We start from the raw sequence: 23,008 nt of genomic DNA, 5'->3' as shown, positions 1-23,008 counted from the left end.
CGCGCGCCCCGCGATCCCGGCCAGCCGTCCGGCGCGCTGATGGAGCCGGTCACGCGCGTTTCGGGCACCGCTTATCCCTGGGGTGCGAAGAATATCGATACCGACGTCATCATCCCGGCGCACTGGCTGAAGACGATCAAGCGTTCGGGGCTGGGCAAGGGCGCGTTCGAGACGGTGCGCGCGCAGCCGGGGAACATCTTCGACGATCCGCGCTATGCCGGCGCACCGATCCTGATCGCGGGCGACAATTTCGGCTGCGGATCGAGCCGCGAACATGCCGCCTGGGCGTTGGGCGACATGGGCGTCAGGGCGGTGATCGCGCCGAGCTTTTCCGACATCTTCTCGGGCAATGCGTTCAAGAACGGCATCGTCCCCGTCGTGCTGCCGCAGGAGGCGGTCGACCGGCTGATCGAGGTGGCGAAGACCGATCCGGTCACGATCGATCTGGAGACGATGACCGTCACCACCCCCTATCAGGACCGCTTTGCGTTCGAGCTCGACGCCTTTCGTCGCCGGTGCCTGATGGAAGGGCTGGACGAGGTCGGCCTGACGCTGGCAAAGGATACCGCGATTTCGAAATTCGAGGAGCGGCTCGACGACGAGCGGCCCTGGATCAGGAGAGATGCGGCACATGCGGGCTTTGCTGTCGAGGGCGCCGGGCGGACCTGAAACTCTGGAAGTCGGTGATCTGCCCGATCCGGTTGCGGGACCGGGCGAGGTGGTGGTCGCGATCAAGGCGTGTTCGATCAACTATCCCGACGTGCTGGTGATCGAGGACCGCTACCAATTCCAGCCGCCCCGCCCCTTCGCGCCGGGCGGTGACATCGCCGGCATCGTCGCCGACGTCGGGGCGGGCGTGACGCAATGGCAGGTCGGGGACCGCGTGATGGGAACCGTGCTGATGGGCGGGCTCGCCGAGCGGCGCGCGGTCCCGGCGGACGCGCTCTACCCGCTGCCCGACGGACGCGGGTTCGAGGAAGGCGCGGCGCTGCTGCTCACTTATGCCACCAGCATCCATGCGCTGGTCGATCGCGGGCGCATCGCGGCGGGCGACCGCGTGCTGGTGCTGGGTGCGGCGGGCGGCGTCGGGCTGGCGGCGGTCGAACTGGCCAAGGCGTTCGGCGCGCAGGTGGTCGGCGCGGTATCGAGCGAGGACAAGGCGCAGGCGGTGCGCGATGCCGGTGCCGACGACGTGCTCGTCTACCCGCACGCGCCGTTCGACAAGGCGGCCTCCAAGGCGCTGGCCGATCGCTTCAAGCAGGCCGGCGGCGCCAACGGCTTTCAGGTGATCTACGACGCGGTCGGCGGCGATTATGCCGAGCCGGCGCTGCGCGCGATCGGCTGGGAGGGACGCTATCTGGTGGTCGGGTTCCCGGCCGGCATCCCCAAGCTGCCGCTGAACCTGACGCTGCTGAAAAGCTGCGACGTGTGCGGGGTGTTCTGGGGCGCGTTCGCGGGGCGCGAGCCGGCGGCCAATCGCGCGCACATCCACCACCTGCTCGAACTATGGGAAGCCGGGCGGATCGCGCCGCGCGTCACCGAGGTGTTCCCGCTGGCGCAGGGCGGCGCGGCGATCGCGCGATTGGGTCAGCGCAGCGCGATCGGCAAGTTGGTGGTGCGCGTCGCCGACTGAGCGGCGGTGCCATCGAGCGACGTTGAATGTCGGCGGGGCGCGCACTATCCATCGGTGATGTACCGACGGGAGCCAGCATGACCCTTTTCGACGATCGTGAACGCGCATTCGAGGCGAAGTTCGCCCGCGACGAGGAAGTGGCGTTCCGGATCATCGCGCGCCGCAACCGGCTGGTCGGGCAATGGGCCGCGCAGCTGATGCAGCTGACCCCCGCCGAAACCGACGCCTATGCCAAGGCGGTGGTGCAGGCCGATTTCGAGGAAGCCGGCGACGAGGACGTCGTCCACAAGGTGTACGGCGACCTGACCGCGGCCAACGTCGATGTCGACGAGGCGGCGGTGCGCCAGGCGCTGGCGGAGCAGACCGTCGAGGCGCGTCGCCAGCTGATGCAACCGGAGTAACGCGCATGCCGATGGAAGGAAGCGACATCGCCGCGCTCATCAAGGCCGGCATCCCCGACGCGGAGGTCGAAATGACCGATCTGGCCGGCGACGGCGATCACTGGTCGGCGCGCGTCGTGTCGGCGTCGTTCGCGGGGATGCCGCGCGTCAAACAGCATCAGGCGGTCTATGCCGCGCTGGGCGGGCGGATGGGCGGCGTGCTCCACGCCTTGCAGTTGACCACCGCCGTTCCGAAGTAAGCGCGCACGCACGACCGCATTCGCAAGGAAGACGATATGACCGACGATACCAACGCCCGCATCGATGCGCTGGTGAAGAACAACCCGGTGGTGCTGTTCATGAAGGGCTCGCCGCTGTTCCCGCAATGCGGTTTTTCGAGCCGCGCGATCGCGATCCTCGAGCGGCTGGGCGTGCAGTTCGAGAGCGTCGACGTGCTGCAGGATCAGGCGATCCGGCAGGGCATCAAGGGCTATTCGGACTGGCCGACGATCCCGCAGCTCTACGTCGGCGGCGAATTCGTCGGGGGATCGGACATCATGATGGAGATGTACGAGGCCGGCGAGCTGGGGGAACTGTTCCAGAAGGCGGGTGCCGCGCCGGCCGCCCAGGCCTAAGGAAACCTGCGCCGCGCCGGTCGGTTGATCGGCGATGGCGAACGAACCTCACAGTGTCGGCGACATCCTCGACGCGATCGGCAAGCTTGCCGACGCGCAGGACGAGGTCGCGGTCGGCGACGTTGTCGAGGCGCTGGGCGCACGCGGGTTCGGCCCGTTCCTGATCGTCATGCCGCTGATCGACATTTCGCCGATCGGCAGCATCCCCGGCCTGCCGTCCGCGATGGCGGCGATCATCATGCTGATCGCGGTGCAGATGGCGCTGGGGCGGCAGCATCTGTGGCTGCCTGCGTTCGTGCGGCGACGCGCCGTGTCGTCGGACAAGGTGCGCAAGGCCGTCGACAAGACGCGCGGCGTGGCGCGGTTCATGGATCGCTCGTTCCACGGCCGCTTTCCGGCGCTGACGCGCGGACCGTTCGCGCGCGCGGCGCCGTTCGGGGTGATCGCGCTGGCGTGCGCGGTGCCGCCGCTCGAGCTGCTGCCGCTGGCGACCACCGTGCCAATGCTGGCGATCGCGGCCTTCGGACTGGCGATCACGGTGCGCGACGGGTTGCTGATGATCGTGGCCATGGTGCTGGCGGTGGCGGCGGTCGGGGTTGGTGTCGGATTGTGGAGTGGGCGGGGTTAGCGCTCGGTCGTCATTGCGAGCGTAGCGAAGCAATCCAGGGCGCCCTGATCCGGCCCTGGATTGCTTCGCTACGCTCGCAATGACAGAAATACATGGTGCCGCGGACTTGATCCGCAGCTCCGCTACTTCTGATGGAAGAAGCGACATCCCGGATCAAATACGGGCTGACGAAGAAAAGGCCGCCCCGTTCTGCACGAGGCGGCCTTTTCATTTTACAAGCGTTGGCCAGATCAGATGTCGTCGCCGAGCGCGCCCTTGACCTTGCCCTTGAACTGCTCGCCCTTGCCTTCGGCCTGCTGGGCCTTGCCTTCGGCAGCAAGATCGGTGTCATGGTTGTGGTTGCCGACGGCTTCCTTCACCTTGCCGATCGCTTCGTTGACGTTGCCCTTGATCTTGTCGGTCAGCTCGCCCATCGTCGATCTCCTTATTCGAAACCCTGTGACGATGAAACGGTGCTGCAACGACGCGGTTCCGTAACGGCAGGACAATCCTTTCTTTAGATCAATCCCGACAGCGGGCTCGACGGGTCGGCATAGCGACGTTTGCCCATGCGGCCGGCGCGATAGCTCATCCGCCCGCCCTCGACCGCCGCCTTCATCGCCGCCGCCATCAGCACCGGGTCCCTCGCTTCGGCGATCGCGGTGTTCATCAGCACCCCGTCGCAGCCCAGCTCCATCGCCACCGCCGCATCGCTCGCCTGCCCGACCCCGGCGTCGACCAGCACGGGCACGTTCGCACCCTCGACGATCAGCCGGATCGTCACCTGATTCTGGATGCCCAGCCCCGAGCCGATCGGCGCGCCGAGCGGCATGATCGCCACCGCGCCCGCCTCTTCGAGCTGCTTCGCCGCGATCGGATCGTCGACGCAATAGACCATCGGCTTGAAGCCTTCGCGCACCAGCACCTCGGTCGCCTTCAGTGTCTCGCGCATGTTCGGGTAGAGCGTGCGCGCCTCGCCTAGCACCTCCAGCTTGACGAGATCCCATCCGCCCGCCTCGCGCGCCAGCCGCAGCGTGCGGATCGCGTCCTCGGCGGAGAAACAGCCCGCGGTATTGGGCAGATAGGTAACCTTCTTCGGGTCGATAAAGTCGGTCAGCATCGGCGCGTTCGGATCGCTGACGTTGACGCGGCGCACCGCGACGGTGACGATCTCCGCGCCGGATGCCTCCACCGCGGCGGCGTTCTGCGCGAAGTCCTTGTACTTGCCGGTGCCGACGATCAGCCGCGAGCGGAAGGTGCGGCCCGCGACGGTCCATGTGTCTTCGGTGATCGCCTGGACATGATCGCCGCCGCCGACAAAGTGGACGATCTCCAATTCGTCGCCATCCTCGACCACGACCTGCGTCAGCGTCGAGCGCGGCACGACCTCTAGGTTGCGCTCGACCGCCACCTTTTCGGGGACCAGCCCGAGCGATTCCGCCAGAGCGGCAAGGGTGATCCCGGCGGTCACACGCTTGTGCTCGCCGTTCACGGAAATGGTGATGGTGCCGTCGGTATGTGCCATGCGGGTCATCTAGGACTGCGGACGTCGTGGGGCAACGTTGCGTCGCATGTCGCCGGATGCGATGAAGCGCGACGATGACCGACACTGTCTATGTCCTCAACGGACCGAACCTGAACCTGCTCGGCATGCGCGAGCCCGACATCTATGGGCACGACACGCTGGACGATATCGCCGGCGCGCTGGAAGACCGGGCGCGGGCGTTGGGGCTGGCGATCGACATGCGCCAGTCGAACCATGAGGGGCATCTGGTCGACTGGCTGCACGAGGCGCAGGCGCATGACGCGCGCGCCGTGCTGCTCAACGCCGGGGCGTTCACGCATACCTCGATCGCGATCCACGATGCGATCAAGGCGATCAGGACGCCGGTGATCGAGGTGCATCTGTCGAACCCGCACACGCGCGAGGCATTCCGTCATGTGTCCTTCGTCGGACGCGCCGCGAAGGGCAGCATTGCCGGTTTCGGCGCACTGTCGTACCAGCTCGCGCTTGAAGCCGCGGCGCGCTTCTGACAGGAGCCGCGGCCAAAGGTCAGGGATAATCGGGGTTCAATGGCTGACATTTCACACAATAGCGGGTCGATGCAGGTCGACGTCGATCTGGTCCGCCAGCTCGCCGAGCTGCTCGACACCACGCAGCTGACCGAGATCGAAGTCGAGGACGGCGATCGCAAGATCCGCGTGGCGCGCAAGGCGGCGGCGGTCAGTGCTGCGCCGGCGATGCATTATGCGCCGGCGCCTGCCGCCCCCGCCGCGCCGGCCGCGCCGCAGGTCGATGTCGCCGGGCCGTCCGCGCCGTCGGACGCCAATGCGGTGCGCTCGCCGATGGTCGGCACCGTCTATCTCGCCGCCGAGCCGGGCGCGAAGCCGTTCTCCGCGGTTGGGCAGACCGTGGCGGCGGGCGATACGCTGCTGATCGTCGAGGCGATGAAGGTGATGAATCCGATCACCGCGCCGTCGGCAGGCGTCGTGAAGGCGATCCTGGTCGACAACGGCCAGCCGGTCGAGTTCGACCAGCCGTTGGTGGTGGTGGAGTAGGCTACGCCGCTCCCGCGCGCCTTTCTCTTCCCCGTTCGTGCTGAGCCTGTCGAAGCACGTGCCGCAAGCATCGCGCTTCGGACACGCCCTTCGACAAGCTCAGGGCGAACGGATCTCTAGGTTTGTCACCCATGCCCCAGATCAAGAAACTGCTGATCGCCAATCGCGGCGAGATCGCGCTGCGCATTCACCGTGCGTGTCACGAAATGGGCATCAAGACCGTCGCGGTCCATTCGACCGCCGACGCCGATGCGATGCACGTCCGGCTGGCGGACGAGGCGATCTGCATCGGGCCGCCGGCGGCGGCGGACAGCTATCTCAACATCCCGAACATCATCTCGGCCGCCGAGATCAGCGGCGCGGACGCGATCCATCCCGGCTATGGCTTCCTGAGCGAAAACGCCAAGTTCGCCGAGATCGTCGAGCTGCATAATCTGATCTTCGTCGGGCCGAAGCCCGAGCATATCCGCGTGATGGGCGACAAGGTGGAGGCCAAGCGCACCGCGGGGGCTCTGGGGCTGCCGCTGGTGCCGGGCTCGGACGGCGCGATCAGCGATGTCGCGGAGGCGCAGGCGCTGGCGGAAGCGATCGGCTATCCGGTCATCATCAAGGCCGCCAGCGGCGGCGGCGGGCGCGGCATGAAGGTGTGCCAGTCCGCCGACCAGCTCGAAACGCTGATGCAGCAGGCGGGCAGCGAGGCGAAGGCGGCGTTCGGTGACGCGACCGTCTATATGGAAAAATACCTCGGCAATCCGCGGCATATCGAATTCCAGGTGTTCGGCGACGGCAACGGCCACGCCATCCATCTCGGCGAGCGCGACTGCTCGCTCCAGCGCCGTCACCAGAAGGTGGTCGAGGAAGCCCCCTCCCCGGTCATCACGCCCGAAGAACGCGAGCGGATGGGCGGGATCGTCGCCAAAGCGATGGCCGATATGGCGTATCGCGGCGCGGGGACGATCGAATTCCTGTGGGAAAACGGCGAATTCTACTTCATCGAGATGAACACCCGGCTGCAGGTCGAGCATCCGGTGACCGAGGCGATCACCGGGCTCGATCTGGTCCGCGAGCAGATCCGCGTCGCCGAGGGGCACCCGCTGACGCTGCGTCAGGAAGACGTGGTGTTCCGCGGCCATGCGATCGAATGCCGGATCAACGCCGAGGACCCGCGCACCTTCGCGCCGTCACCGGGGCTGGTGAAGCAATATCACGCGCCGGGCGGGATGCACGTGCGCGTCGATTCAGGGCTCTACGCGGGCTATAAGGTGCCGCCTTATTACGACAGCATGATCGCCAAGCTGATCGTCTATGGCACCACTCGCGAGGGCGCGCTGCGCCGCCTGCGCCGCGCGCTGGAGGAGTTCGTGATCGAGGGGATGAAGACGACCATCCCGCTCCACCAGGCGCTGCTCGACGATCCCGAGTTCCGCGAGGGCGCGTACACGATCAAGTGGCTGGAGGAGTGGCTGGCGAGGCAGGGGTGAGGTAGCCTCCCCATTCTGCGTCGCCCCGGGCTTGAGCCGGGGCCCCGCTTCGTTCGCGGCAGGATATATGCCTGCGTGACGGTAGATTTATCGCATGCGTCACTCAGCAACGCGGGTGACAAGTGAAAGGCGCGTGACGATATCAAGCCCCTCCCCTTCAGGGGAGGGGTTGGGGTGGGGTACGCGAGGATCGGTCTCGGTGAGACACTACCCCACCCCTGCCCCTCCCCTGAAGGGGAGGGGTAAGTCTACTTCACTTTATCTTGAGCTAAACGCTGGCGACGCGAATGGAAGTTCGCGTTGATCGAGCAGGACAATCCCGACTGGCTCGATCTTTTCGAGCGGTTCGCCTGAAGAAGCGGGGCCCCGGATCAAGTCCGGGGCGACGAGTCTCGGCTATACCAACGCCAACAGCCGGTCGCGCTTGTCGAGCAGCGGCGCCATGTCGCCCTTCGCCGCCACGCGCCCCGCCATTGCCCGGTCGAGCCGCTCGCGCGCCGCGGGTGTGATCTCCCCCAGCCGCGCGGCGATCTCCTCCATCTCCGCCATCCGCGCCCAGCAATCGAGCACCACGTCGCACCCCGCCGCGATCGCGCCCGCCGCTTTGTCCCCCGCCGAGCCCGAAAGCGCCTTCATGTCGATGTCGTCGGTCATCAACAGCCCGTCGAAGCCGATCCGCCCGCGGATCACCTCGTCGATCACCACCGGCGACAGCGTCGCGGGCCGCTCGGCGTCCCACGCCTGGTAGACGATGTGGCTGGTCATCCCCATCGGCGCATGCGCCATCGTGCGGAACGGCGCGAGATCGTCTTCCAGCTCCTCCGCCGACGCGGTGACGGTCGGCAGGTGATAATGCGTGTCGACCAGCGCACGGCCATGCCCCGGCATGTGCTTGACGACGCCGACCACGCCGCCCGCCGCCAGCCCCTCCAGCGTCGCACGGCCCATCGCGGCGACCCGCATCGGCTCGCGCCCGAACGCGCGACCGGTGATCGCCTCGGTCGTCTCGGGGCGCGCGACGTCAAGGATCGGGTGGCAGTCGACGGTGATCCCGACCTCCGACAGCATCAGCCCCAAGGCGTGGCCGTTGGCGCGCGCGGCCTCGATCCCCGACATCGGGGCCAATTCATAGAGGCGGTCGAACTCAGGCCCGGCGGGAAAGGCCGGCCATTCCGGCGGCGCAAGCCGCGCGACGCGTCCACCCTCCTGATCGACGAGGATCGCGACATCGTCGCGCCCCTCCAGTTCGCGCAGCGAGTCGGTGAGCGCCCGCAGCTGCGCGCGCGTCTCGACGTTGCGGCGGAACAGGATGTAGCCAGCGGGGCGCACCGCATGGAAGAAGGCGCGTTCCGCCGCGGTGAGGACGGGGCCGGACAGGCCGAAGATCACAGGCTTCATGCGCGCGCTTCTAGGGCGGAACGCGGCGCGGAGGAAATGACTTTGGAAGTCCGCGCGTCCGGCCTAGCTATGGGCGATTGCAGGAGAAGACGATGCGCGTTTCGGGTTGCCTGGCTTGCCTGTTGGTCGCTGCCCTGCCCCAAGCTGCATTGGCGCAGGACGCGCCGCCGCCGGCCGATCCGGGCGCGCTGCAATCGACCACCCCTGACGATGTCCCCCCGCCCCGTGTCCCGATGCGCGTGCAGGTTGCCGCCGGGCCGCAATGGCAGCCGTGGTTCCCCGGTGACGATCAGCGCCGCCTGAGCCCGTGGTTCAGCCTCTCGCGGACACGCGGCGACACGCCGTTCGCGTTCGGCGCGCCCGACGACGGCACCAACCTGACGCTGATTCGGCGCGGACGGACCGAATATGCGATCGCGCTGCGCCGCGAAGGGCGGCGGCGCGGCGGCGATCTCGTCCCCGGCTTGCCGGGTGTCGGGCGGACGCTGGAACTGGGTGGCTCGATCGAGACGTGGACCGGCGATCAGGTCCGCTGGCGTGGCGACGTGCGCAAGGGCGTCAACGGCCACAAAGGCTTCATCAGCCAGCTCGGGATGGATTACGTCCGCCGCGACGGCGACGACTGGCTGGTGTCGCTGGGCCCGCGCGTGCTGCTGGGCGACGGGCGCTATCAGCGCGCCTGGTTCGGGGTCGACGATCGCGCGGCGGCCGCGACCGGATTGCAGCGCTATACGCCCAAGGCCGGGCTGCGCTCGGTCGCGCTGACCGGCAGCGCCTCGAAGGAGATTTCGCGCCATTGGGGCATCGAGGCGCAAGCCACCTACGAACGGCTGGTCGGGGATGCCGCCGACTCGCCGATCATCCGCCGCGCCGATTCGGCGACGCAGCTACAGGTGGCGATCGGGATGCACTATACCTTCTCGGTACGGCTGCCCGATCGCGGCATCTTCCGGCTTATCCGGTGACGAAACAGCCCTCGCCGGCCAGCTTCAGCCGCGCGCAGAGATCGGCGGCGGCGGCGGCGTTGCCGGCGTTGACGCGCAGGCGGTAGACGGTGCGCCCCTTGACCACCGCCGGCTGCACGACCTTTTCCAGTGTCGCGACATAGCCGAAGCGGCGCGCGATCTGGCTCCACGCGCCGTTCGCGACCGCCTGGCTGGGGAAGGCGCCGAGCTGAACCATCGCCCCGCCCGACGATGCGCCCGACACCTGCGTCGCGGGCGCGCTGACCGGACGTTGCGCGCGCAGCGGCGCGGCGGCCTGTGGCACCGCGACGCTGGCAGTCGGCGCGCCGCTCGCGGGGGTGCTGGCGCTCGGCACCGGCGTCGTCGCGCGCGCCACCGGCGCTTCGGGTACCTGCCCGAGATCGATCGCGGCGTCGGTATGGCTGCCCGCGCTGGCGGCGATCGCCGAATCGCCCTCGCCAATCACCTTCATCCCGCCGGGCTCGTCGGGGCGGATCTTATAGTCGCCGGCCGGCGCGGCGATCAGCCGCCCGTCGCCGCCGCTCCCGGAAAACTGCCAGCGATAGAGACCGAACAGGATCGCACCGAGCACCAGCAAGCCGATCGCGACCAGCACGACGATCCGCCCGACCGGCACCGCATAGGGATCGTCGGCCTCGACGGTATCGAGCCACGGCAGGCGATCCGCGTCGCTCATCCGCCCGATCGGCTCCCCCTCACGCATCAGTGCATCTCCGCCACCGCCTCTACCCCCATGATGGCGAGGCCGTTTCGGATAATCTGGCCGATCGCGGCGGCCAAGGACAGCCTTGCGGCGGTGACGGCGTGGTCGTCGGGGACGAGGAAGCGGCGGTCCGGCCGATCGTTGCCGGCATTCCACAGCGAATGGAATTCGGCCGCCAGATCATAGAGATAAAAGGCGATGCGATGCGGCTCGCGCGCCGCCGCCGCGGTCTCCACGACGCGCGGGAACTGGCTGGCGAGCCGGATCAGCGCCAATTCTTCCGTATCGAGACGGGACAGATCGGCATCTGCGGCCGAAATACCCGCCTCCGACGCGCGCCGGTGCAACGAATGGACGCGCGCGTGCGCATATTGGACGTAGAAAACCGGGTTCTCCTTCGACGCCTCGACCACCTTGGCGAAGTCAAAGTCCATCTGCGCATCCGAGCGCCGCGTCAGCATGGTGAAGCGTACGACGTCCTTGCCGACCTCGCGCACGACATCGGCGAGCGTGACGAAATTGCCCGCGCGCTTCGACATCTTGACCGGCTCGCCGCCGCGCAGCAGCCGCACCATCTGGACGAGCTTGACGTCGAAGCGCGTCTTGCCCTCGGTCAGCGCGGCGACCGCGGCCTGGATACGCTTGACGGTGCCGGCGTGGTCGGCGCCCCAGATGTCGATCAACTGGTCGGCGCTTTCGGCCTTCTGGAAGTGATAGGCCATGTCGGCGCCGAAATAGGTCCAGCTGCCGTTCGACTTGCGGATCGGGCGATCCTGATCGTCGCCGAACTGCGTCGAGCGGAACAGCGGCAGTTCGACCGGCTCCCAGTCCTCGGGGGTCTCGCCCTTGGGCGCGTCGAGCACGCCGTCGTAGATCAGGCCGCGCGCGCGCAGCACCGCTTCGGCAGCCTCGGGCTTCTTCGCGGCCTGCAACGCCGCCTCAGACGAGAAGAGGTCGTGGTGGATGCCGAGCAAGGCGAGATCGTCCTTGATGAGCACCAGCATCGCCGCGACCGCACGCGTGCGGAACAGCGCCAGCCATTCGTCCTCCGGCGCGGCGGCATAACGGTCGCCGAATTCCTGCGCGAGCGCCTGCCCGACGGGCACGAGGTAATCGCCCGGATACAGCCCCTCGGGAATCGCGCCGACCTCCTCGCCCAGCGCCTCGCGGTAACGCAGGTGCGCCGAACGCGCGAGCACGTCGACCTGCCCGCCGGCGTCGTTGACGTAATATTCGCGGATCACCTTGTGTCCGGCGAATTCGAGCAGACTGGCGAGCGCATCGCCGACCACCGCGCCGCGGCAATGCCCCATGTGCATCGGGCCGGTCGGATTGGCGGAGACATATTCGATGTTGACCGACACGCCCTGCCCGCGTGTCGAGCGGCCATAATCGCCGCCCTCGCCGACGATCGTCGCGATCTCCCGCCGCCAGACGTCGTCGTGGAGGCGCAGGTTGATGAAGCCTGGCCCGGCGACCGACACGTCGGCCACTTCCGGCAGCGCGCGCAGCTCGCCCGCCAGCGCCTCGGCCAGCGCGCGCGGGTTGGTCCCGGCGGGCTTCGCGAGCACCATCGCGGCGTTGGTCGCCAGATCGCCATGCGTCGCGTCGCGCGGCGGCTCGACCGTGACGTTGCGGCGGTCGAGGTCGGCCGGGAGCGTGCCGGCGGCGGTCAGCGCGTCGAGTGCGGCATCAACATGGGCGGTGAAACGGGTGAAGAGCGTCATGCGCGCCGCTTAGCCCAAGGGCGGCGCGGACGCAAAAGGCCGGGCCACGCGCGTAGTTGCAGCAGCCGCAACGACGAATGCGCGACCGGCAATTGCGCTGTTGCAGCGCAGCATGGATGCTGCACCGCATCATCTTCAGACAGGGAAACGTCTCATGCGCTCTTCGATCGCTCTCGTCCTGACCGCCGCCGCGCTGGTCCCCGCCGTTGCCGCCGCCGCGACGTCCGAGCGCAGCTTCACCCGCGACGGGCACACCTATGTCTATTCGCTGACTCCGAACCAAGACGGCACCACGCTGATCCAGGGCCATGAAGTCGGCAGCAGCGCCGGCCGCTTCCGTCTGACCGTCAAGGGCACGCGCGTTTCGGGCCAGGCCAACGGCCGCGACGTTTCGTTCCGCACTGCCCGCCCGCTGGCGCCGGTGTCGGTCGCGGCGAACTGATCTCGCGTCGCCCCGGACTTGATCCGGGGCCCCGCTTTACGCCGACGGCCAAAAGAAGAAGCGGGATCCCGGGTCAAGCCCGGGATGACGAAAGGTTTACGTCATTGCGAGCGTAGCCAAGCGAACCAGGGCGTCCTGATCCGGCCCTGGATTGCTTCGCTACGCTCGCAATGACGTTCTTGGTCAGAAGCCCTCGGGCAGGTCGATCGCGCCGACCGTCTCGCGATAGCGTGAGATCGCGTATCGATCCGTCATCCCGGCGATGAAGTCGGCGATGTGGCGGCTGACCGCCGGCTCGCCCTCGGGCAGCCGGTCGCGCCATTCCTCCGGCAACAGCCGCGGATCATCGCGATAGGCGGCGAACAGCCCCGATACCACGCGCTGCGCCGCGCCCGCTGCCGCCAGTTGCCGCGGATGGTGGTAGAGATTGGCGTACATGAAGCGCTTCAGCTCGCGCTCCGCCGTCGCCATCGCGGGCGAGAAGCCGATCAGCGCGCGCCCCGCCGCGCGCACGTCCTCGACGCTTCGCACCCCCGCGGCAGCGATCCGGGTGCGCGACTCGGAAATCAGGTCGTTGACCATCGCGCCGATCTGGCTGCGGATCAGCTCGCCCGCCAGCCGGTCGCGCGGCACGTCCGCGAAGCGCGCGGTGACCCGCCGCCAGCCGTCCGCGACCAGCGGCACCGCCGCGATCTGGTCGAGCGTCAGCAGCCCGGCGCGCAGGCCGTCGTCGATGTCGTGATTGTCATAGGCGATATCGTCGGCGAGCGCCGCGACCTGCGCCTCCAGCGACGCATGGCAGGTCAGGTCGAGCGCCGCCTCGGCATCCGCCTCCGCCAGCGCCCATGCCGGCACCGCGATCGGGCCGTTGTGCTTGGCCAGCCCCTCCAGCGTCTCCCACGTCAGGTTGAGCCCGGGCCAGCGCGGATAGGGCCGCTCGATCCGCATCAGCGTGCGCAGCGTGTGCCCGTTGTGATCGAAGCCGCCCGCCGCGCCCATCGCCTGTCGCAGCGCATCCTCGCCGGCGTGGCCGAACGGCGGGTGGCCGATGTCGTGCGCGAGGCAGAGCGCCTCGGTCAGATCCTCGTTGAGCCCCAGCACGCGCGCGATCGTGCGGCCGATCTGCGCGACCTCCAGGCTGTGGGTCAGGCGGACGCGGAAATGGTCGCCGTCGGGGGCGAGGAACACCTGCGTCTTGTGCCGCAGCCGGCGGAAGCTGATCGAGTGGATGATCCGGTCTCGGTCGCGCTGGAACGCGTCGCGCGGGCCGCGATCGGCGCTTTCCTCGACATGCAGCCGCCCGCGGCTGCGCGCCGGATCGGCCGCCCACGCTGCCAGCGCGGCCATGTTACTTGCCGCCCAGCCTGGTCATCTTCTGCCCGGGCTCGCTGGTGAAGGTGAAGGCGGACAGCCCCTGCTTCTTCAGCGCGTTGACCGCCGCGCGCGCCTCGGCCTCGGTCTTGTACGGGCCGGTGACCAGCCGGTTGGTCGCGCGGTTGGGGACGGTGTAGGCGCGCTTGCCCGCGAGCGCATCGGCCTTGGCCTGCGCATTCTTCCACGCCTTGGGCATGTCGTCGGCGTTCGCGCCGCTCGCGACCTGCACCCAGATCCGCGCCGGCTCGGCGCGCGCGGCCTTCTTCTCGGCAGCTTCCTTGGCGGCGGCGTCCTTCTTCGCCTTCTCGGCGGCGAGTTCCTTGGCGCGTGCCTTGCGGTCGAGCGGCTTGGCCGCCGGCTTCCCTGCGGTGTCCGCCGCAGCCCGTTCCTTCGCGCGCGCCTTGCGGTCGAGCGGTTTGGCGGCGGACGCCTCCTCGGGCTGCTCGGCGGCGGCGACCGCCTTTTGCGACAGCCGCTTGGTAGCGGCGAGCCTGGTGCGCTTCTGCTCGTCGGCGGCGGCGTTGCGCTCGGCGGTCTGCGCGGCATCCTCCAGCGTCGCGGCGGCCGGGGCCGGCGGCGCGACGACCGGGACGCGTTGCGCGCCCGGCATCGGCGCGACGCCCAGTTCGGCGGCCGGGACCGAGATGCCGGCGACGATCCGCGCCAGGATCGAATCCTCGCTGATCCGCGGCGGGCTGACGCGCAACGGCGGCGCGCGGCGTGTGGCCTCGGGGCGCGGCGGCGTGGTGTTCGCGGCGGCGAGCTGCGGCGCGGGCGTGATCGTCCGCGCAGGAACCGGCTGGCTCTGCGCAACGGAAGTCGGCATCGGCGTGGGCGTCGCCGCAGCGACTTGTGCCGCCGGCCGCGCCGGCTCGGTAACGGATTGTGGTGCGGCGCGCGGCGCTTGCACCGCCGCCTGCTGCACGGGCGCGGTGGCCGTCGGCGTCGGCGTCGGCGTCGGCGTTGCGGCGGCGGGGGTCGGCACGGGCGAACGCGTGTTCGCCGCCGCCAGCTGCGCCTCGGCCCGATCGCGACGGCGCTGCTCGCTGCGCGACAGCTTCTTTTGCGGTGTCGGCAGCGGCTGGACGGTCGGGGCCACGGCGGCGACCTGCGTGCGGGCCGGCGTACCCGCCAGCGGCGTCAGCGGCGGGACCATCCGCGCGTCGGCGAGCCGCGCCGGGGTGGGCGCGACCTCACCGAAATGGACCGCGAAGGCGCGGTCGACCGGCGATAGCGTCGGCAGCCGCTGGAAGAACGCCGCCAGCCCGCCGGCCATGCCGCGCGGCATCATGCTGGTCGCGATCTTGTTCGCGCCCGACACGTCGCCGTTCATCGCCAGGATGAAGGCGCGCGCGCGCCATGCGCCGCGATCCTGACGGCGCAGCAACGGCTCGATCTGCGCCAGCGCGTCGTCACGCCGCCCCGAGATGCCGAGCGACAGCGCATAGCGGCGGCGGATCTCGTCCTCGCGCGTCGCCTCGCGCCCGCCCTGCGCCAGCGCGAGGCGATAGTCCTGCTGCGCACGTTCCTGTTCGCCGATCAGGTCATAGGCGAGCCCGCGATCGTCGGCATATTGCGGCATCGGCGCACCGTGGCGCTGCGCCTGCTCGAAATAGCGCAACGCCTCACCCGGACGCTCGCCGTTGACGAGGATGCGCGCGATGCCCGCCTTGACGCGACCGTTATTGGGATCGACCGCTTCCGCGCGCTTGTACAGCGCCGCCGCGGCGGTGGCGTCGCCGAGCGCGAACGACAGGTCGCCCGCCTCGATCAGCGCGGACAGGTCGCGCGGCGCGCTGCCCAGCCGGCGCACGACATCGGCGAGCCGATCGGCATCGGGATTGGGGGTCGCGACCACCTCTTGCGCCACCGCCCCGCCCGCCGCCGTCATCGACAGGGCGGCGAGCGACACGGCAAGGCAACCGGCGAGGCGGAAACGTCCCGATCGCGATCGAGCGACATGGGTCATGCGTAAAGCTCCCCGTCGCGGCCCGCGAACGGGCCGGACGGACCGGAAGAAAGAACTATCGAAACCGTGCGCGGCGCGTCCGTCCCCCGGAAGGCCGCGGTGACGGCAGCAACAAGGGCGAACGGACGGGCGACCATCGCGCCATAGAGCCGTTCGGCGCCGACCCGGCAATGACACGGCTCCCCCGCCTGCGACGAAGCGAGCCTGGGCGGCGGTGCACGGTCGATCCGCGCACCGCCGGCGACAAGGTTACTGGTTGTTCTGGCGGTGCAGGAAGCGGGGCAGGTCGCCGGGCTCGCGGCCGTCGTCCTCGGCGGCACGGCCACCGGCGTTGCGGGTGGCATTCTGCATCCGCTCGAACAGCGTGCCGCCCAGCTTGACGCGCGGCGCGGCCGGTGCCGGCGTTTCCTCCTCGGGCGCACCCGGCGACAGGAAGCGACGGCGCTGCGCCTCCCCGGCCGGCGGGGTCGCGCCCGGCGCGGGCATCAGCGACTCGGCGCCCAGCACCAGTTCGTCCTCGGCCGGGCGCGCCGGCGACGGATCGACACCGACGCCGCCGTTGGCCGGCGGGACGCCCTCGGCCATCGCATCCGCCGCGGCGCCGCTCGGCCGCTGCGGCGGAACCGCCGGGGTCGGCTCGTATGCGACCGGCTGCGGTGCGGGCGTCGGGGCCGGCGCGGCGGCGACCGGCGCCGGGGCCGGCGCGGCCTCGTTGCGGCGCGGCGCGGAGAAGCTGAAGGTGCGCGGCGGCTCGGACGGCGCGCTGGCGGCGGCGGGTGCGGTCGCCTGACCGACACTCTCTATGCCGGTCGCGACGACCGAGACGCGGATCTTGCCTTCCAGCTCCGGATTGAACGCCGAACCCCAGATGATGTTCGCATCCGGGTCGACCAGCTCGCGGATGTGGTTCGCGGCCTCGTCGACCTCGAGCAGGCGCATGTCGTCGCCGCCGGTGATCGAGACGATCACGCCCTTGGCCCCCTGCATCGACACGCCGTCGAGCAGCGGGTTGGCGATCGCCTTCTGCGCCGCGATCAACGCGCGGTCGTCGCCTTCCGCCTCGCCGGTGCCCATCATCGCCTTGCCCATCTCCTGCATCACCGAGCGGACGTCGGCGAAGTCGAGGTTGATGAGGCCGGGCATGACCATCAGGTCGGTGATGCCGCGCACGCCCTGTTGCAGGACCTCGTCGGCCATCTCGAACGCCTGCTTGAACGTGGTGTTGGCGTTGGCGACCAGGAACAGATTCTGGTTCGGGATCACGATCAGCGTGTCGACGAACTTCTGCAGCTCCTCGATGCCCGCCTCGGCCGACTTCGAGCGGCGATTGCCCTCGAAGCTGAACGGCTTGGTCACGACGCCGACCGTCAGGATCCCCATGTCGCGCGCCGCCTTGGCGATGACCGGAGCCGCGCCGGTGCCGGTGCCGCCGCCCATGCCCGCGGCGATGAAGCACATGTGGCTGCCCTCGAGCAGCCGGCCCAGTTCCTCAATCGTTTCCTCGGCGGCGGCGCGCCCGATTTCGGGGCGGCTGCCCGCGCCCAGACCTTGCGTGATCTTCGCGCCGAGCTGGATCTTCTGCTCCGCCTCCGACTGCTTGAGCGCCTGTGCGTCGGTGTTCGCGACCAGGAAGTTCACGCCCTGCACGTCCGCGCGCATCATGTTCGCGATCGCATTGCCGCCGGCCCCGCCGACGCCGATCACGGTGATCCGCGGGGTCAGGTCGTCCAGATCGGGCGTGATGAATTCGATGCTCATCGCAACATTACTCCGTCCGCCCGCATCGCATGGTTCATAACGGGCCGTTTACACCGATGTGCAACATGCGGGCGTCGGGTGAAAGAGGAAACACCGTCAACCGCCCTGTTGTCGCGTCAATAATTCGCTTTCGCCGCCTGAACGAGCTTCCAGAACCCGCGCAGGCCACGCTGACGGTGGACCATCTGCTGCGTCGGCGCGAGGCCGCGCAGGTCGATGGGATCGCTGGCCGCGAAGAACGCGAGGCCCGCCAGGGTTGCAAATCCCGGGCCGGCATGCGCCTCCGGCAGTCCGGTCAGCCCGCGTGGGCGACCGATCCGCACCGATCGGCCCAGCGCCTGCTGCGCGTAATCGGCAATGCCCTTCAGCTCGGCGCCGCCACCGGTCAGCACCACCTGCCGACCAACCGGCCCCTCGAACTTCAGTTCCTTGAGCGCGGCCTGAATCTCGCCGACCAGATGCTCCAGCCGCTGGCGGATCACCGCGATCAACGCCGCCTTGGTGATCTGAAGCGCCTCCGAGTCCTCTTCCTGCGTCCGCTCGCGAATCGTGACCATCTCATGATTATCGCGCGGGGACGCGTTGGCGGAGCCGTGGAAGCATTTGATCCGCTCGGCCTGCAGCCGCGTGGTGCCGAACGCCGATGCGATATCGTCGGTGATGTCGGCGGCACCGAACGGGATCGACTTGAGCCCGACGAGCATCGACCCCGCGAACAGCGAGACGTTGGTGATCCCCGCCCCGATCTCGACCAGCGCGACGCCCAGATCGCGCTCCTCGCTGGTCAGGCAGGCGAGCCCGGTCGCGACCGGCGACGCGATGATCGACTTCACCTCCAGATGCGCCGAGCGCACGCACAGATCGAGGTTGCGCACCGGCGACCCGTCGGCGGCGATGACGTGGATGTGAACGCCGAGCCGGTCGGCGTGGAGGCCGAGCGGCTTCTTCACCCCGGTCAGCCCGTCGAGCGTATAAAGCGCCGGCTGCGCGTGGAGCACCATGCGACCCTGCGGATCGATCGACTGCCGCCCTTCGTGGAGCAAGGCATCGATATCGGCCTGTTCGATGCGCATCCCGCCGAGTTCGGCCTCGATGAACGCCTCGTCGCTGACCAGCCCGCCCGCGGAAAAGCCCGCCCAGACGTTCTCGATATTGAACCCGGCGATCCGCTCCGCCTGCTCCACCGCCTCGCGAACCGCAACCTCGGTCGCGCCCATGTCGGCGATATAGCCGCGCTTGACGCCGCGGCTCTCGCGCTGGCCGGTGCCGAGCACGTTGAGTTCGCCGCCATCGCCCTTTTGCGCGATCATCGCCGATACCTTGGACGATCCGATGTCCAGTGCGGTAATCAGGCCGTCGGGTGCTACCTTCGCCATCGTTCTACCCCCTCATGCTTCGCCGGAGCGCAACGCTTCCCCGGCGCGCGCCTCGATCGTTCGGTCGTTGTCGCCGATCACGTTGTTGCCCGTCGCCGCGGCGGCATCGGCGGGCGGGTCGTTGCGGCCGTCATCGGCGACCTGTTGCTTATCCTGCCCTGCGCGACGCGCGTACATCTTGGCCGGGTCACGCAGGTCGAAGCGCAGCCAGCCCTTGCCGAGCAGCGGATCCGCGCCGTCCATCTGCGCGAACTTGATGAGCGCCTGCGGTGCCCCGTCCTGCGGCAGCGCCAGCGTCTCGCCGGTGGTGAAGGTCAGGTCCCAGCGGCGATTGCCGACCCAGGTCGCGGCGCGGATGCGCGGCCGCAGCGCGGGCGCGGCGGCGAGCAACGCCTGATAACCCGGCTCCTGCTGGTTCGCGCCGGGACCGATCACCAACGGCAGGTCGGGCATGTGCGAGGGCGCGACCGGCGCGAGCAGCCGACCGGTCGCGTCGATCAGCGTCAACTGCCCCTTGTCCTGCCAGATCGCCGCCGGCTCGCGCTCGGTGATGTGGATCACCAATCGGTCGGGCAGCCGCCGCGCGACATAGGCGTCGGAAATCCAGCCATAGGCGAGCAACCGCTCGCGGACGCGTTCCAGATCGACGCGCAGCATCGCGCGCGACGACTGATCCTCCAGCGCGATCGCATAGACCGTCTCGCGGTCCATCCGCTTGAGCCCGGTGATGTCGACCTGTTCGACCCGCAAGCCGGCGCGCCCCGCCGCCTCGGCGATGCCCGCGCCGATCGCCTGCGGCACGCCCATCAGATTGGCGACGAACAAGGTCGCGACGCCGACGCCGCCCAGCACCGTCCAAGTCACCGCCTTGCGCAGCGCATCCTCGCTGATCGGCATTTTGGCGAGCAGCCGGTCGCCCAGCGACGCCTTGGGCACGCGGCGGCGGTTCGGGGTCGGGCGACGCCCCGGGTGAGCCGCGCCGCGTTTGATCGTGCGGCTCATGAGAGCCCGGCCTCCGCCATCGCCTCGTCGACGATCGCCTGCACCAGTCGCGGGTAGCTCATGCCGGTGTGGCGGGCCTGTTCGGGGACGAGGCTGAGCGGGGTCATGCCGGGCTGCGTATTGACCTCGAGCAGGAACAGCCCGTCGACGCCGCGCTCGTCGTCCCAGCGGAAGTCGGAGCGGCTGGTGCCGCGGCAGCCGAGCACGCGATGCGCCTGCAACGCCAGCGCCATGCACGCCTGCGTGATCTCGTCGGGGATCTCGGCCGGGAAAATATGGTCGGTCATCCCGTCGGTATATTTGGCGTCGTAATCGTACCAGCCGGACTTCGGTCGCAATTCGGTGACGCCGAGCGCCCGAGGACCATCCACACCGCCCAGCACCGCGGTGGTCAGCTCGCGCCCGCGGACATAGGGTTCGGCGAGCAACTCGTCGAATTCCTGCCACGGGCCGGTCGCGTCGCGCGCGATCGGATTGCCGTAATTGCCTTCGTGGGTGACGATCGCGACCCCGACCGACGAGCCTTCGTTGACCGGCTTCAGCACGTACGGGCGCGGCAACGGATCGGCGTCGTGGACGTCGGCGCTCTTCACGATCCGGCCGCCGGGCATCGGGATGCCGGCGGGAACCAGCACCTGCTTGGTCAGCACCTTGTCGATCGCGATCACCGAGGTGGCGAGCCCGGAATGCGTGTAGCGCACGCCCATAAGGTCCATCAGCCCTTGCACGCTGCCGTCCTCGCCCGGCGTGCCGTGGAGCGCGTTGAAGACCAGATCGGGCTTGGCGTCGGCCAGCCGCGCGGCGACGTCGCGCGCCATGTCGATGCGCGTCACGCGGTGGCCAAGCGATTCGAGCGCGTCGGCGACGCCGTTGCCGGAGGACAGCGACACCTCGCGCTCGGCCGACCAGCCGCCCATCAGGACCGCGATGTGGAGCGGGGTCATGCGGCCCCTCCGTGATCGGTCGCCACGCCCACGCGCTGTATCTCCCATTCCAGTTCGACGCCGCTCGCCGCCTTCACGCGGGTGCGGACCTCCTCGCCCAGCGCCTCGATATCGGCGCTGGTCGCGCCCCCGAGGTTGAGGAGGAAATTGGTGTGCTTTTCGCTCACCTGCGCATCGCCGCGCCGCAAGCCGCGACAGCCGGCCGCATCGACCAGCGCCCAGGCCTTGTGGCCGTCGGGGTTCTTGAAGGTCGAGCCGCCGGTCTTCGAGCGCAGCGGCTGCGAGGCCTCGCGCGCGGCGCCGATGCGGTCCATCTCCGCCTGGATCGCCTCAGGGTCACCGGGTTGCCCGCGGAAGGTGGCGGCGATCACCACCGCGCCCTCCGGCAGCGCGGAGTGGCGATAGGTGTAGCCCAGCTCGGCCGCCGCCAGCGTCCGCCGCTCGCCCGAGCGCAGCGCCACTTCGACCGCGACCAGCACGTCCGCGGTCTCACGCCCATAAGCGCCGCCGTTCATGCGCACGAACCCGCCGACCGTGCCGGGGATCGAGCGTAGGAATTCGAGCCCCGCCACCCCCGCGTCGCGCGCGGTCGAGGAGACGAGGATCCCGCTCGCACCGCCCCCGCAGCGCAGCGTCACCTCGTCCAGCGCGGTCGCGGTCGCGAACGGCTTGCCGAGCCGGATCACCACGCCCGGCACCCCGCCGTCGCGGACGATCAGGTTCGAGCCGAGCCCGAGCGGCATCACCGGCACCGCGGGGTCGAGCGCGGCGAGGAACGCGCACAGATCGTCCGAGTCGGCGGGCTCGAATAGCCATTCCGCCGCCCCGCCCGCCTTGAACCACACGAGCGGCGCGAGCGGCGCGTGGGGCGTCAGCCGTCCGCGGACCTCGGGAAGCGCGCTCACCACGGCCCGGCGCGCCACAATTGCGCCCAGGCCTGCCACGCCGCCATGTTCGCCTCGCCCGCGCGCCGCGTCGCCTCCTGCGCCGCGATCAGCGCCGCCCCGGCATCGGTGGCGTGGCGACCGGCCTCCAGCGCGGTGCGCTGCGTGTCGAGCAATTGCTTCTGCCAGTTGATCGCGGCGTCGAACCAGTTGGTCATGCGCGTTCTCCGATCGCGGCGGCCAGCCCGGCTGCCCATTTGGTGATATCGCCCGCGCCGAGGCAGATCACCTGATCGCTCGCCCGTACCTCGCGCGCCAGCACATCGGCGAGCGCGGCGGCGTCCGCCACCACCGCCGCCTGGCGATGCCCGCGTTCCTGCAATCCCGCGACCAGCGCCTCGGCATCGACGCCGGGCACCGGCGCCTCGCCCGCGGCATAGACCGGAGTGACATAGACCTGATCGGCGTCGTTGAACGCGCCGCGGAAATCTTCCATCAGATTGCCGAGCCGCGAGTAACGGTGCGGCTGGACGACCGCGATCACGCGCCCCTGCGCACTCTCGCGCGCAGCGGCGAGCACCGCGCGGATTTCTACCGGATGGTGCCCGTAATCGTCGATGATCGTCGCACCATTGACCTCACCGACCTTGGTGAAGCGGCGCTTGACCCCCGAAAAGCGCTCGAAGCCCTTCTGGATAGTGGCATCGTCGATGCCCAGTTCCAGCGCGACGCCGATCGCAGCCAGCGCGTTCTGGACGTTGTGGCGGCCGGGCATCGGCAAATCGATCCCCTCGATCGAGCGTACCCCGCCGTCGCGCGCGCGGATCAGCGCCTCGAAGCGATTGCCGCCCGGATAGGGAGTGACATTGACCCCGCGCACATCCGCCGACGCCGCAAAGCCATAAGTGACGATCCGTCGGTCGCGAACGCGCGGGATCAGCGCCTGCACCTCCGGGTGGTCGAGGCACAGCAGCGCCGCGCCGTAGAAGGGCACGTTCTCGACGAACTCGACATAGGCGTCCTTGGCGCGGTCGAAGCTGCCATAATGGTCGAGGTGCTCGGGATCGATGTTGGTGACGACCGCGATCGTCCCGTCGAGCCGCAGGAAACTGCCGTCGCTCTCGTCGGCCTCCACCACCATCCAGTCGCT

Annotated in this window: 25 protein-coding genes; 11 read left to right on the top strand and 14 right to left on the bottom strand. The window is 69.3% G+C overall.

What is annotated here, in order from left to right; genetic code table 11:
• The first annotated feature begins 39 nt into the window (after nt 1–39).
• From leuD to AADI75_RS02825, 6 genes are all read left to right on the top strand, one after another.
• A complete protein-coding gene (leuD, locus tag AADI75_RS02850; RefSeq protein WP_341207541.1) occupies nt 40–669 on the top strand; it encodes a 3-isopropylmalate dehydratase small subunit in 630 nt (209 codons plus the stop codon).
• On the top strand, nt 632–1,633 hold the full coding sequence (locus AADI75_RS02845; protein WP_341207540.1) for an NADPH:quinone oxidoreductase family protein: 1,002 nt from the start codon (nt 632–634) through the stop codon (nt 1,631–1,633). The genes leuD and AADI75_RS02845 overlap by 38 nt, the downstream gene beginning before the upstream one ends.
• A 77-nt stretch (nt 1,634–1,710) precedes the next feature.
• Nucleotides 1,711–2,034 (top strand): DUF1476 domain-containing protein, encoded by a 324-nt coding sequence (locus AADI75_RS02840; protein WP_341207539.1) that lies wholly within the window; start codon nt 1,711–1,713, stop codon nt 2,032–2,034.
• 5 nt (nt 2,035–2,039) lie between these two features.
• A complete protein-coding gene (locus AADI75_RS02835) occupies nt 2,040–2,273 on the top strand; it encodes a BolA family transcriptional regulator (protein WP_184504217.1) in 234 nt (77 codons plus the stop codon).
• A gap of 36 nt (nt 2,274–2,309) precedes the next feature.
• Entirely contained in the window at nt 2,310–2,648 is a 339-nt protein-coding gene (gene grxD, locus AADI75_RS02830; protein ID WP_341207538.1) for a Grx4 family monothiol glutaredoxin, read from the top strand.
• A 34-nt stretch (nt 2,649–2,682) separates the two neighbouring features.
• On the top strand, nt 2,683–3,276 hold the full coding sequence (locus tag AADI75_RS02825) for an exopolysaccharide biosynthesis protein (protein ID WP_341207537.1): 594 nt from the start codon (nt 2,683–2,685) through the stop codon (nt 3,274–3,276).
• 230 nt (nt 3,277–3,506) lie between these two features.
• Here the strand turns inward: AADI75_RS02825 and AADI75_RS02820 are convergent, their stop codons facing one another.
• Nucleotides 3,507–3,689, bottom strand: coding sequence for a CsbD family protein (locus AADI75_RS02820; RefSeq protein ID WP_341207536.1), 183 nt, complete (start codon nt 3,687–3,689; stop codon nt 3,507–3,509).
• A gap of 83 nt (nt 3,690–3,772) precedes the next feature.
• Nucleotides 3,773–4,780: a sulfur carrier protein ThiS gene (gene thiS, locus AADI75_RS02815; RefSeq protein ID WP_341207535.1), complete on the bottom strand. Its 1,008-nt coding sequence runs from the start codon at nt 4,778–4,780 to the stop codon at nt 3,773–3,775.
• A gap of 74 nt (nt 4,781–4,854) precedes the next feature.
• Between thiS and aroQ the strand changes: the two genes are divergently transcribed.
• From aroQ to accC, 3 genes are all read left to right on the top strand, one after another.
• Nucleotides 4,855–5,289, top strand: coding sequence for a type II 3-dehydroquinate dehydratase (gene aroQ / locus AADI75_RS02810; RefSeq protein WP_341207534.1), 435 nt, complete (start codon nt 4,855–4,857; stop codon nt 5,287–5,289).
• Between the two features lie 39 nt (nt 5,290–5,328).
• Nucleotides 5,329–5,814, top strand: coding sequence for an acetyl-CoA carboxylase biotin carboxyl carrier protein (gene accB, locus AADI75_RS02805; protein WP_341207533.1), 486 nt, complete (start codon nt 5,329–5,331; stop codon nt 5,812–5,814).
• Nucleotides 5,815–5,945: 131 nt separating this feature from the next.
• Complete coding sequence (gene accC / locus AADI75_RS02800; protein WP_341207532.1) at nt 5,946–7,295, top strand: acetyl-CoA carboxylase biotin carboxylase subunit; 1,350 nt, start codon at nt 5,946–5,948, stop codon at nt 7,293–7,295.
• Between the two features lie 396 nt (nt 7,296–7,691).
• On the opposite strand, the gene AADI75_RS02795 is transcribed toward accC, so the two are convergent.
• On the bottom strand, nt 7,692–8,693 hold the full coding sequence (locus AADI75_RS02795) for a glycoside hydrolase family 3 N-terminal domain-containing protein (protein ID WP_341207531.1): 1,002 nt from the start codon (nt 8,691–8,693) through the stop codon (nt 7,692–7,694).
• A 92-nt stretch (nt 8,694–8,785) separates the two neighbouring features.
• Here AADI75_RS02795 and AADI75_RS02790 point away from each other — a divergent pair, with 92 nt between their 5' ends.
• Nucleotides 8,786–9,658 (top strand): MipA/OmpV family protein, encoded by an 873-nt coding sequence (locus AADI75_RS02790; protein ID WP_341207530.1) that lies wholly within the window; start codon nt 8,786–8,788, stop codon nt 9,656–9,658.
• On the opposite strand, the gene AADI75_RS02785 is transcribed toward AADI75_RS02790, so the two are convergent.
• Nucleotides 9,648–10,382, bottom strand: coding sequence for an SPOR domain-containing protein (locus AADI75_RS02785; protein WP_341207529.1), 735 nt, complete (start codon nt 10,380–10,382; stop codon nt 9,648–9,650). The two genes, AADI75_RS02790 and AADI75_RS02785, sit on opposite strands and share 11 nt — an antisense overlap.
• Nucleotides 10,382–12,109, bottom strand: coding sequence for an arginine--tRNA ligase (gene argS, locus AADI75_RS02780; protein WP_341207528.1), 1,728 nt, complete (start codon nt 12,107–12,109; stop codon nt 10,382–10,384). The genes AADI75_RS02785 and argS overlap by 1 nt, the downstream gene beginning before the upstream one ends.
• A 154-nt stretch (nt 12,110–12,263) precedes the next feature.
• Here argS and AADI75_RS02775 point away from each other — a divergent pair, with 154 nt between their 5' ends.
• The gene (locus tag AADI75_RS02775; protein ID WP_341207527.1) at nt 12,264–12,551 is read left to right on the top strand and encodes a hypothetical protein; all 288 of its coding nucleotides are present in this window, start codon (nt 12,264–12,266) and stop codon (nt 12,549–12,551) included.
• A 183-nt stretch (nt 12,552–12,734) separates the two neighbouring features.
• On the opposite strand, the gene AADI75_RS02770 is transcribed toward AADI75_RS02775, so the two are convergent.
• From AADI75_RS02770 to AADI75_RS02730, 9 genes are all read right to left on the bottom strand, one after another.
• Nucleotides 12,735–13,898: a deoxyguanosinetriphosphate triphosphohydrolase gene (locus AADI75_RS02770; protein WP_341207526.1), complete on the bottom strand. Its 1,164-nt coding sequence runs from the start codon at nt 13,896–13,898 to the stop codon at nt 12,735–12,737.
• Nucleotide 13,899: 1 nt separating this feature from the next.
• Nucleotides 13,900–15,894: an SPOR domain-containing protein gene (locus AADI75_RS02765; RefSeq protein WP_341207525.1), complete on the bottom strand. Its 1,995-nt coding sequence runs from the start codon at nt 15,892–15,894 to the stop codon at nt 13,900–13,902.
• Between the two features lie 249 nt (nt 15,895–16,143).
• Nucleotides 16,144–17,652 carry a cell division protein FtsZ gene (gene ftsZ, locus AADI75_RS02760; RefSeq protein WP_341207524.1) on the bottom strand — a complete coding sequence of 503 codons (1,509 nt, stop codon included), beginning with the start codon at nt 17,650–17,652 and terminating at the stop codon, nt 16,144–16,146.
• Nucleotides 17,653–17,768: 116 nt separating this feature from the next.
• On the bottom strand, nt 17,769–19,028 hold the full coding sequence (gene ftsA / locus AADI75_RS02755) for a cell division protein FtsA (RefSeq protein WP_341207523.1): 1,260 nt from the start codon (nt 19,026–19,028) through the stop codon (nt 17,769–17,771).
• Between the two features lie 12 nt (nt 19,029–19,040).
• Nucleotides 19,041–20,030 carry a cell division protein FtsQ/DivIB gene (locus AADI75_RS02750; protein WP_341207522.1) on the bottom strand — a complete coding sequence of 330 codons (990 nt, stop codon included), beginning with the start codon at nt 20,028–20,030 and terminating at the stop codon, nt 19,041–19,043.
• Nucleotides 20,027–20,974 carry a D-alanine--D-alanine ligase gene (locus AADI75_RS02745; protein ID WP_341207521.1) on the bottom strand — a complete coding sequence of 316 codons (948 nt, stop codon included), beginning with the start codon at nt 20,972–20,974 and terminating at the stop codon, nt 20,027–20,029. Before AADI75_RS02745 ends, AADI75_RS02750 begins: the two co-directional genes overlap by 4 nt.
• Complete coding sequence (gene murB, locus AADI75_RS02740; RefSeq protein ID WP_341207520.1) at nt 20,971–21,879, bottom strand: UDP-N-acetylmuramate dehydrogenase; 909 nt, start codon at nt 21,877–21,879, stop codon at nt 20,971–20,973. The genes AADI75_RS02745 and murB overlap by 4 nt, the downstream gene beginning before the upstream one ends.
• Nucleotides 21,876–22,076, bottom strand: coding sequence for a hypothetical protein (locus AADI75_RS02735; protein ID WP_341207519.1), 201 nt, complete (start codon nt 22,074–22,076; stop codon nt 21,876–21,878). The genes murB and AADI75_RS02735 overlap by 4 nt, the downstream gene beginning before the upstream one ends.
• Nucleotides 22,073–23,008, bottom strand: a 936-nt coding sequence (locus AADI75_RS02730; protein ID WP_341207518.1) for a Mur ligase family protein, incomplete at its 5' end; no start/stop codon positions are given. The genes AADI75_RS02735 and AADI75_RS02730, both read right to left, overlap by 4 nt.

Origin of the sequence: uncultured Sphingomonas sp. (assembly GCF_964021865.1) — a bacterium.
Classification (GTDB): Bacteria; Pseudomonadota; Alphaproteobacteria; order Sphingomonadales; family Sphingomonadaceae; genus Sphingomonas.
Note: the sequence above shows the minus strand (reverse complement) of the source record. Positions and strands in the feature narration are given on the sequence as shown.

Coding starts and splice junctions, on each gene's coding strand:
- accC (WP_341207532.1), top strand. CDS start 5,946: ATGCCCCAGATCAAGAAACTGCTGATCGCCAATCGCGGCGAGATCGCG.
- argS (WP_341207528.1), bottom strand. CDS start 12,109: ATGACGCTCTTCACCCGTTTCACCGCCCATGTTGATGCCGCACTCGAC.
- AADI75_RS02750 (WP_341207522.1), bottom strand. CDS start 20,030: ATGAGCCGCACGATCAAACGCGGCGCGGCTCACCCGGGGCGTCGCCCG.
- AADI75_RS02820 (WP_341207536.1), bottom strand. CDS start 3,689: ATGGGCGAGCTGACCGACAAGATCAAGGGCAACGTCAACGAAGCGATC.
- AADI75_RS02825 (WP_341207537.1), top strand. CDS start 2,683: ATGGCGAACGAACCTCACAGTGTCGGCGACATCCTCGACGCGATCGGC.
- AADI75_RS02745 (WP_341207521.1), bottom strand. CDS start 20,974: ATGACCCCGCTCCACATCGCGGTCCTGATGGGCGGCTGGTCGGCCGAG.
- AADI75_RS02770 (WP_341207526.1), bottom strand. CDS start 13,898: ATGGCCGCGCTGGCAGCGTGGGCGGCCGATCCGGCGCGCAGCCGCGGG.
- AADI75_RS02765 (WP_341207525.1), bottom strand. CDS start 15,894: ATGACCCATGTCGCTCGATCGCGATCGGGACGTTTCCGCCTCGCCGGT.
- accB (WP_341207533.1), top strand. CDS start 5,329: ATGGCTGACATTTCACACAATAGCGGGTCGATGCAGGTCGACGTCGAT.
- AADI75_RS02790 (WP_341207530.1), top strand. CDS start 8,786: ATGCGCGTTTCGGGTTGCCTGGCTTGCCTGTTGGTCGCTGCCCTGCCC.
- aroQ (WP_341207534.1), top strand. CDS start 4,855: ATGACCGACACTGTCTATGTCCTCAACGGACCGAACCTGAACCTGCTC.
- AADI75_RS02835 (WP_184504217.1), top strand. CDS start 2,040: ATGCCGATGGAAGGAAGCGACATCGCCGCGCTCATCAAGGCCGGCATC.
- thiS (WP_341207535.1), bottom strand. CDS start 4,780: ATGGCACATACCGACGGCACCATCACCATTTCCGTGAACGGCGAGCAC.
- AADI75_RS02735 (WP_341207519.1), bottom strand. CDS start 22,076: ATGACCAACTGGTTCGACGCCGCGATCAACTGGCAGAAGCAATTGCTC.
- AADI75_RS02785 (WP_341207529.1), bottom strand. CDS start 10,382: ATGCGTGAGGGGGAGCCGATCGGGCGGATGAGCGACGCGGATCGCCTG.
- AADI75_RS02775 (WP_341207527.1), top strand. CDS start 12,264: ATGCGCTCTTCGATCGCTCTCGTCCTGACCGCCGCCGCGCTGGTCCCC.
- AADI75_RS02795 (WP_341207531.1), bottom strand. CDS start 8,693: ATGAAGCCTGTGATCTTCGGCCTGTCCGGCCCCGTCCTCACCGCGGCG.
- grxD (WP_341207538.1), top strand. CDS start 2,310: ATGACCGACGATACCAACGCCCGCATCGATGCGCTGGTGAAGAACAAC.
- ftsA (WP_341207523.1), bottom strand. CDS start 19,028: ATGGCGAAGGTAGCACCCGACGGCCTGATTACCGCACTGGACATCGGA.
- ftsZ (WP_341207524.1), bottom strand. CDS start 17,652: ATGAGCATCGAATTCATCACGCCCGATCTGGACGACCTGACCCCGCGG.
- AADI75_RS02845 (WP_341207540.1), top strand. CDS start 632: ATGCGGGCTTTGCTGTCGAGGGCGCCGGGCGGACCTGAAACTCTGGAA.
- AADI75_RS02840 (WP_341207539.1), top strand. CDS start 1,711: ATGACCCTTTTCGACGATCGTGAACGCGCATTCGAGGCGAAGTTCGCC.
- leuD (WP_341207541.1), top strand. CDS start 40: ATGGAGCCGGTCACGCGCGTTTCGGGCACCGCTTATCCCTGGGGTGCG.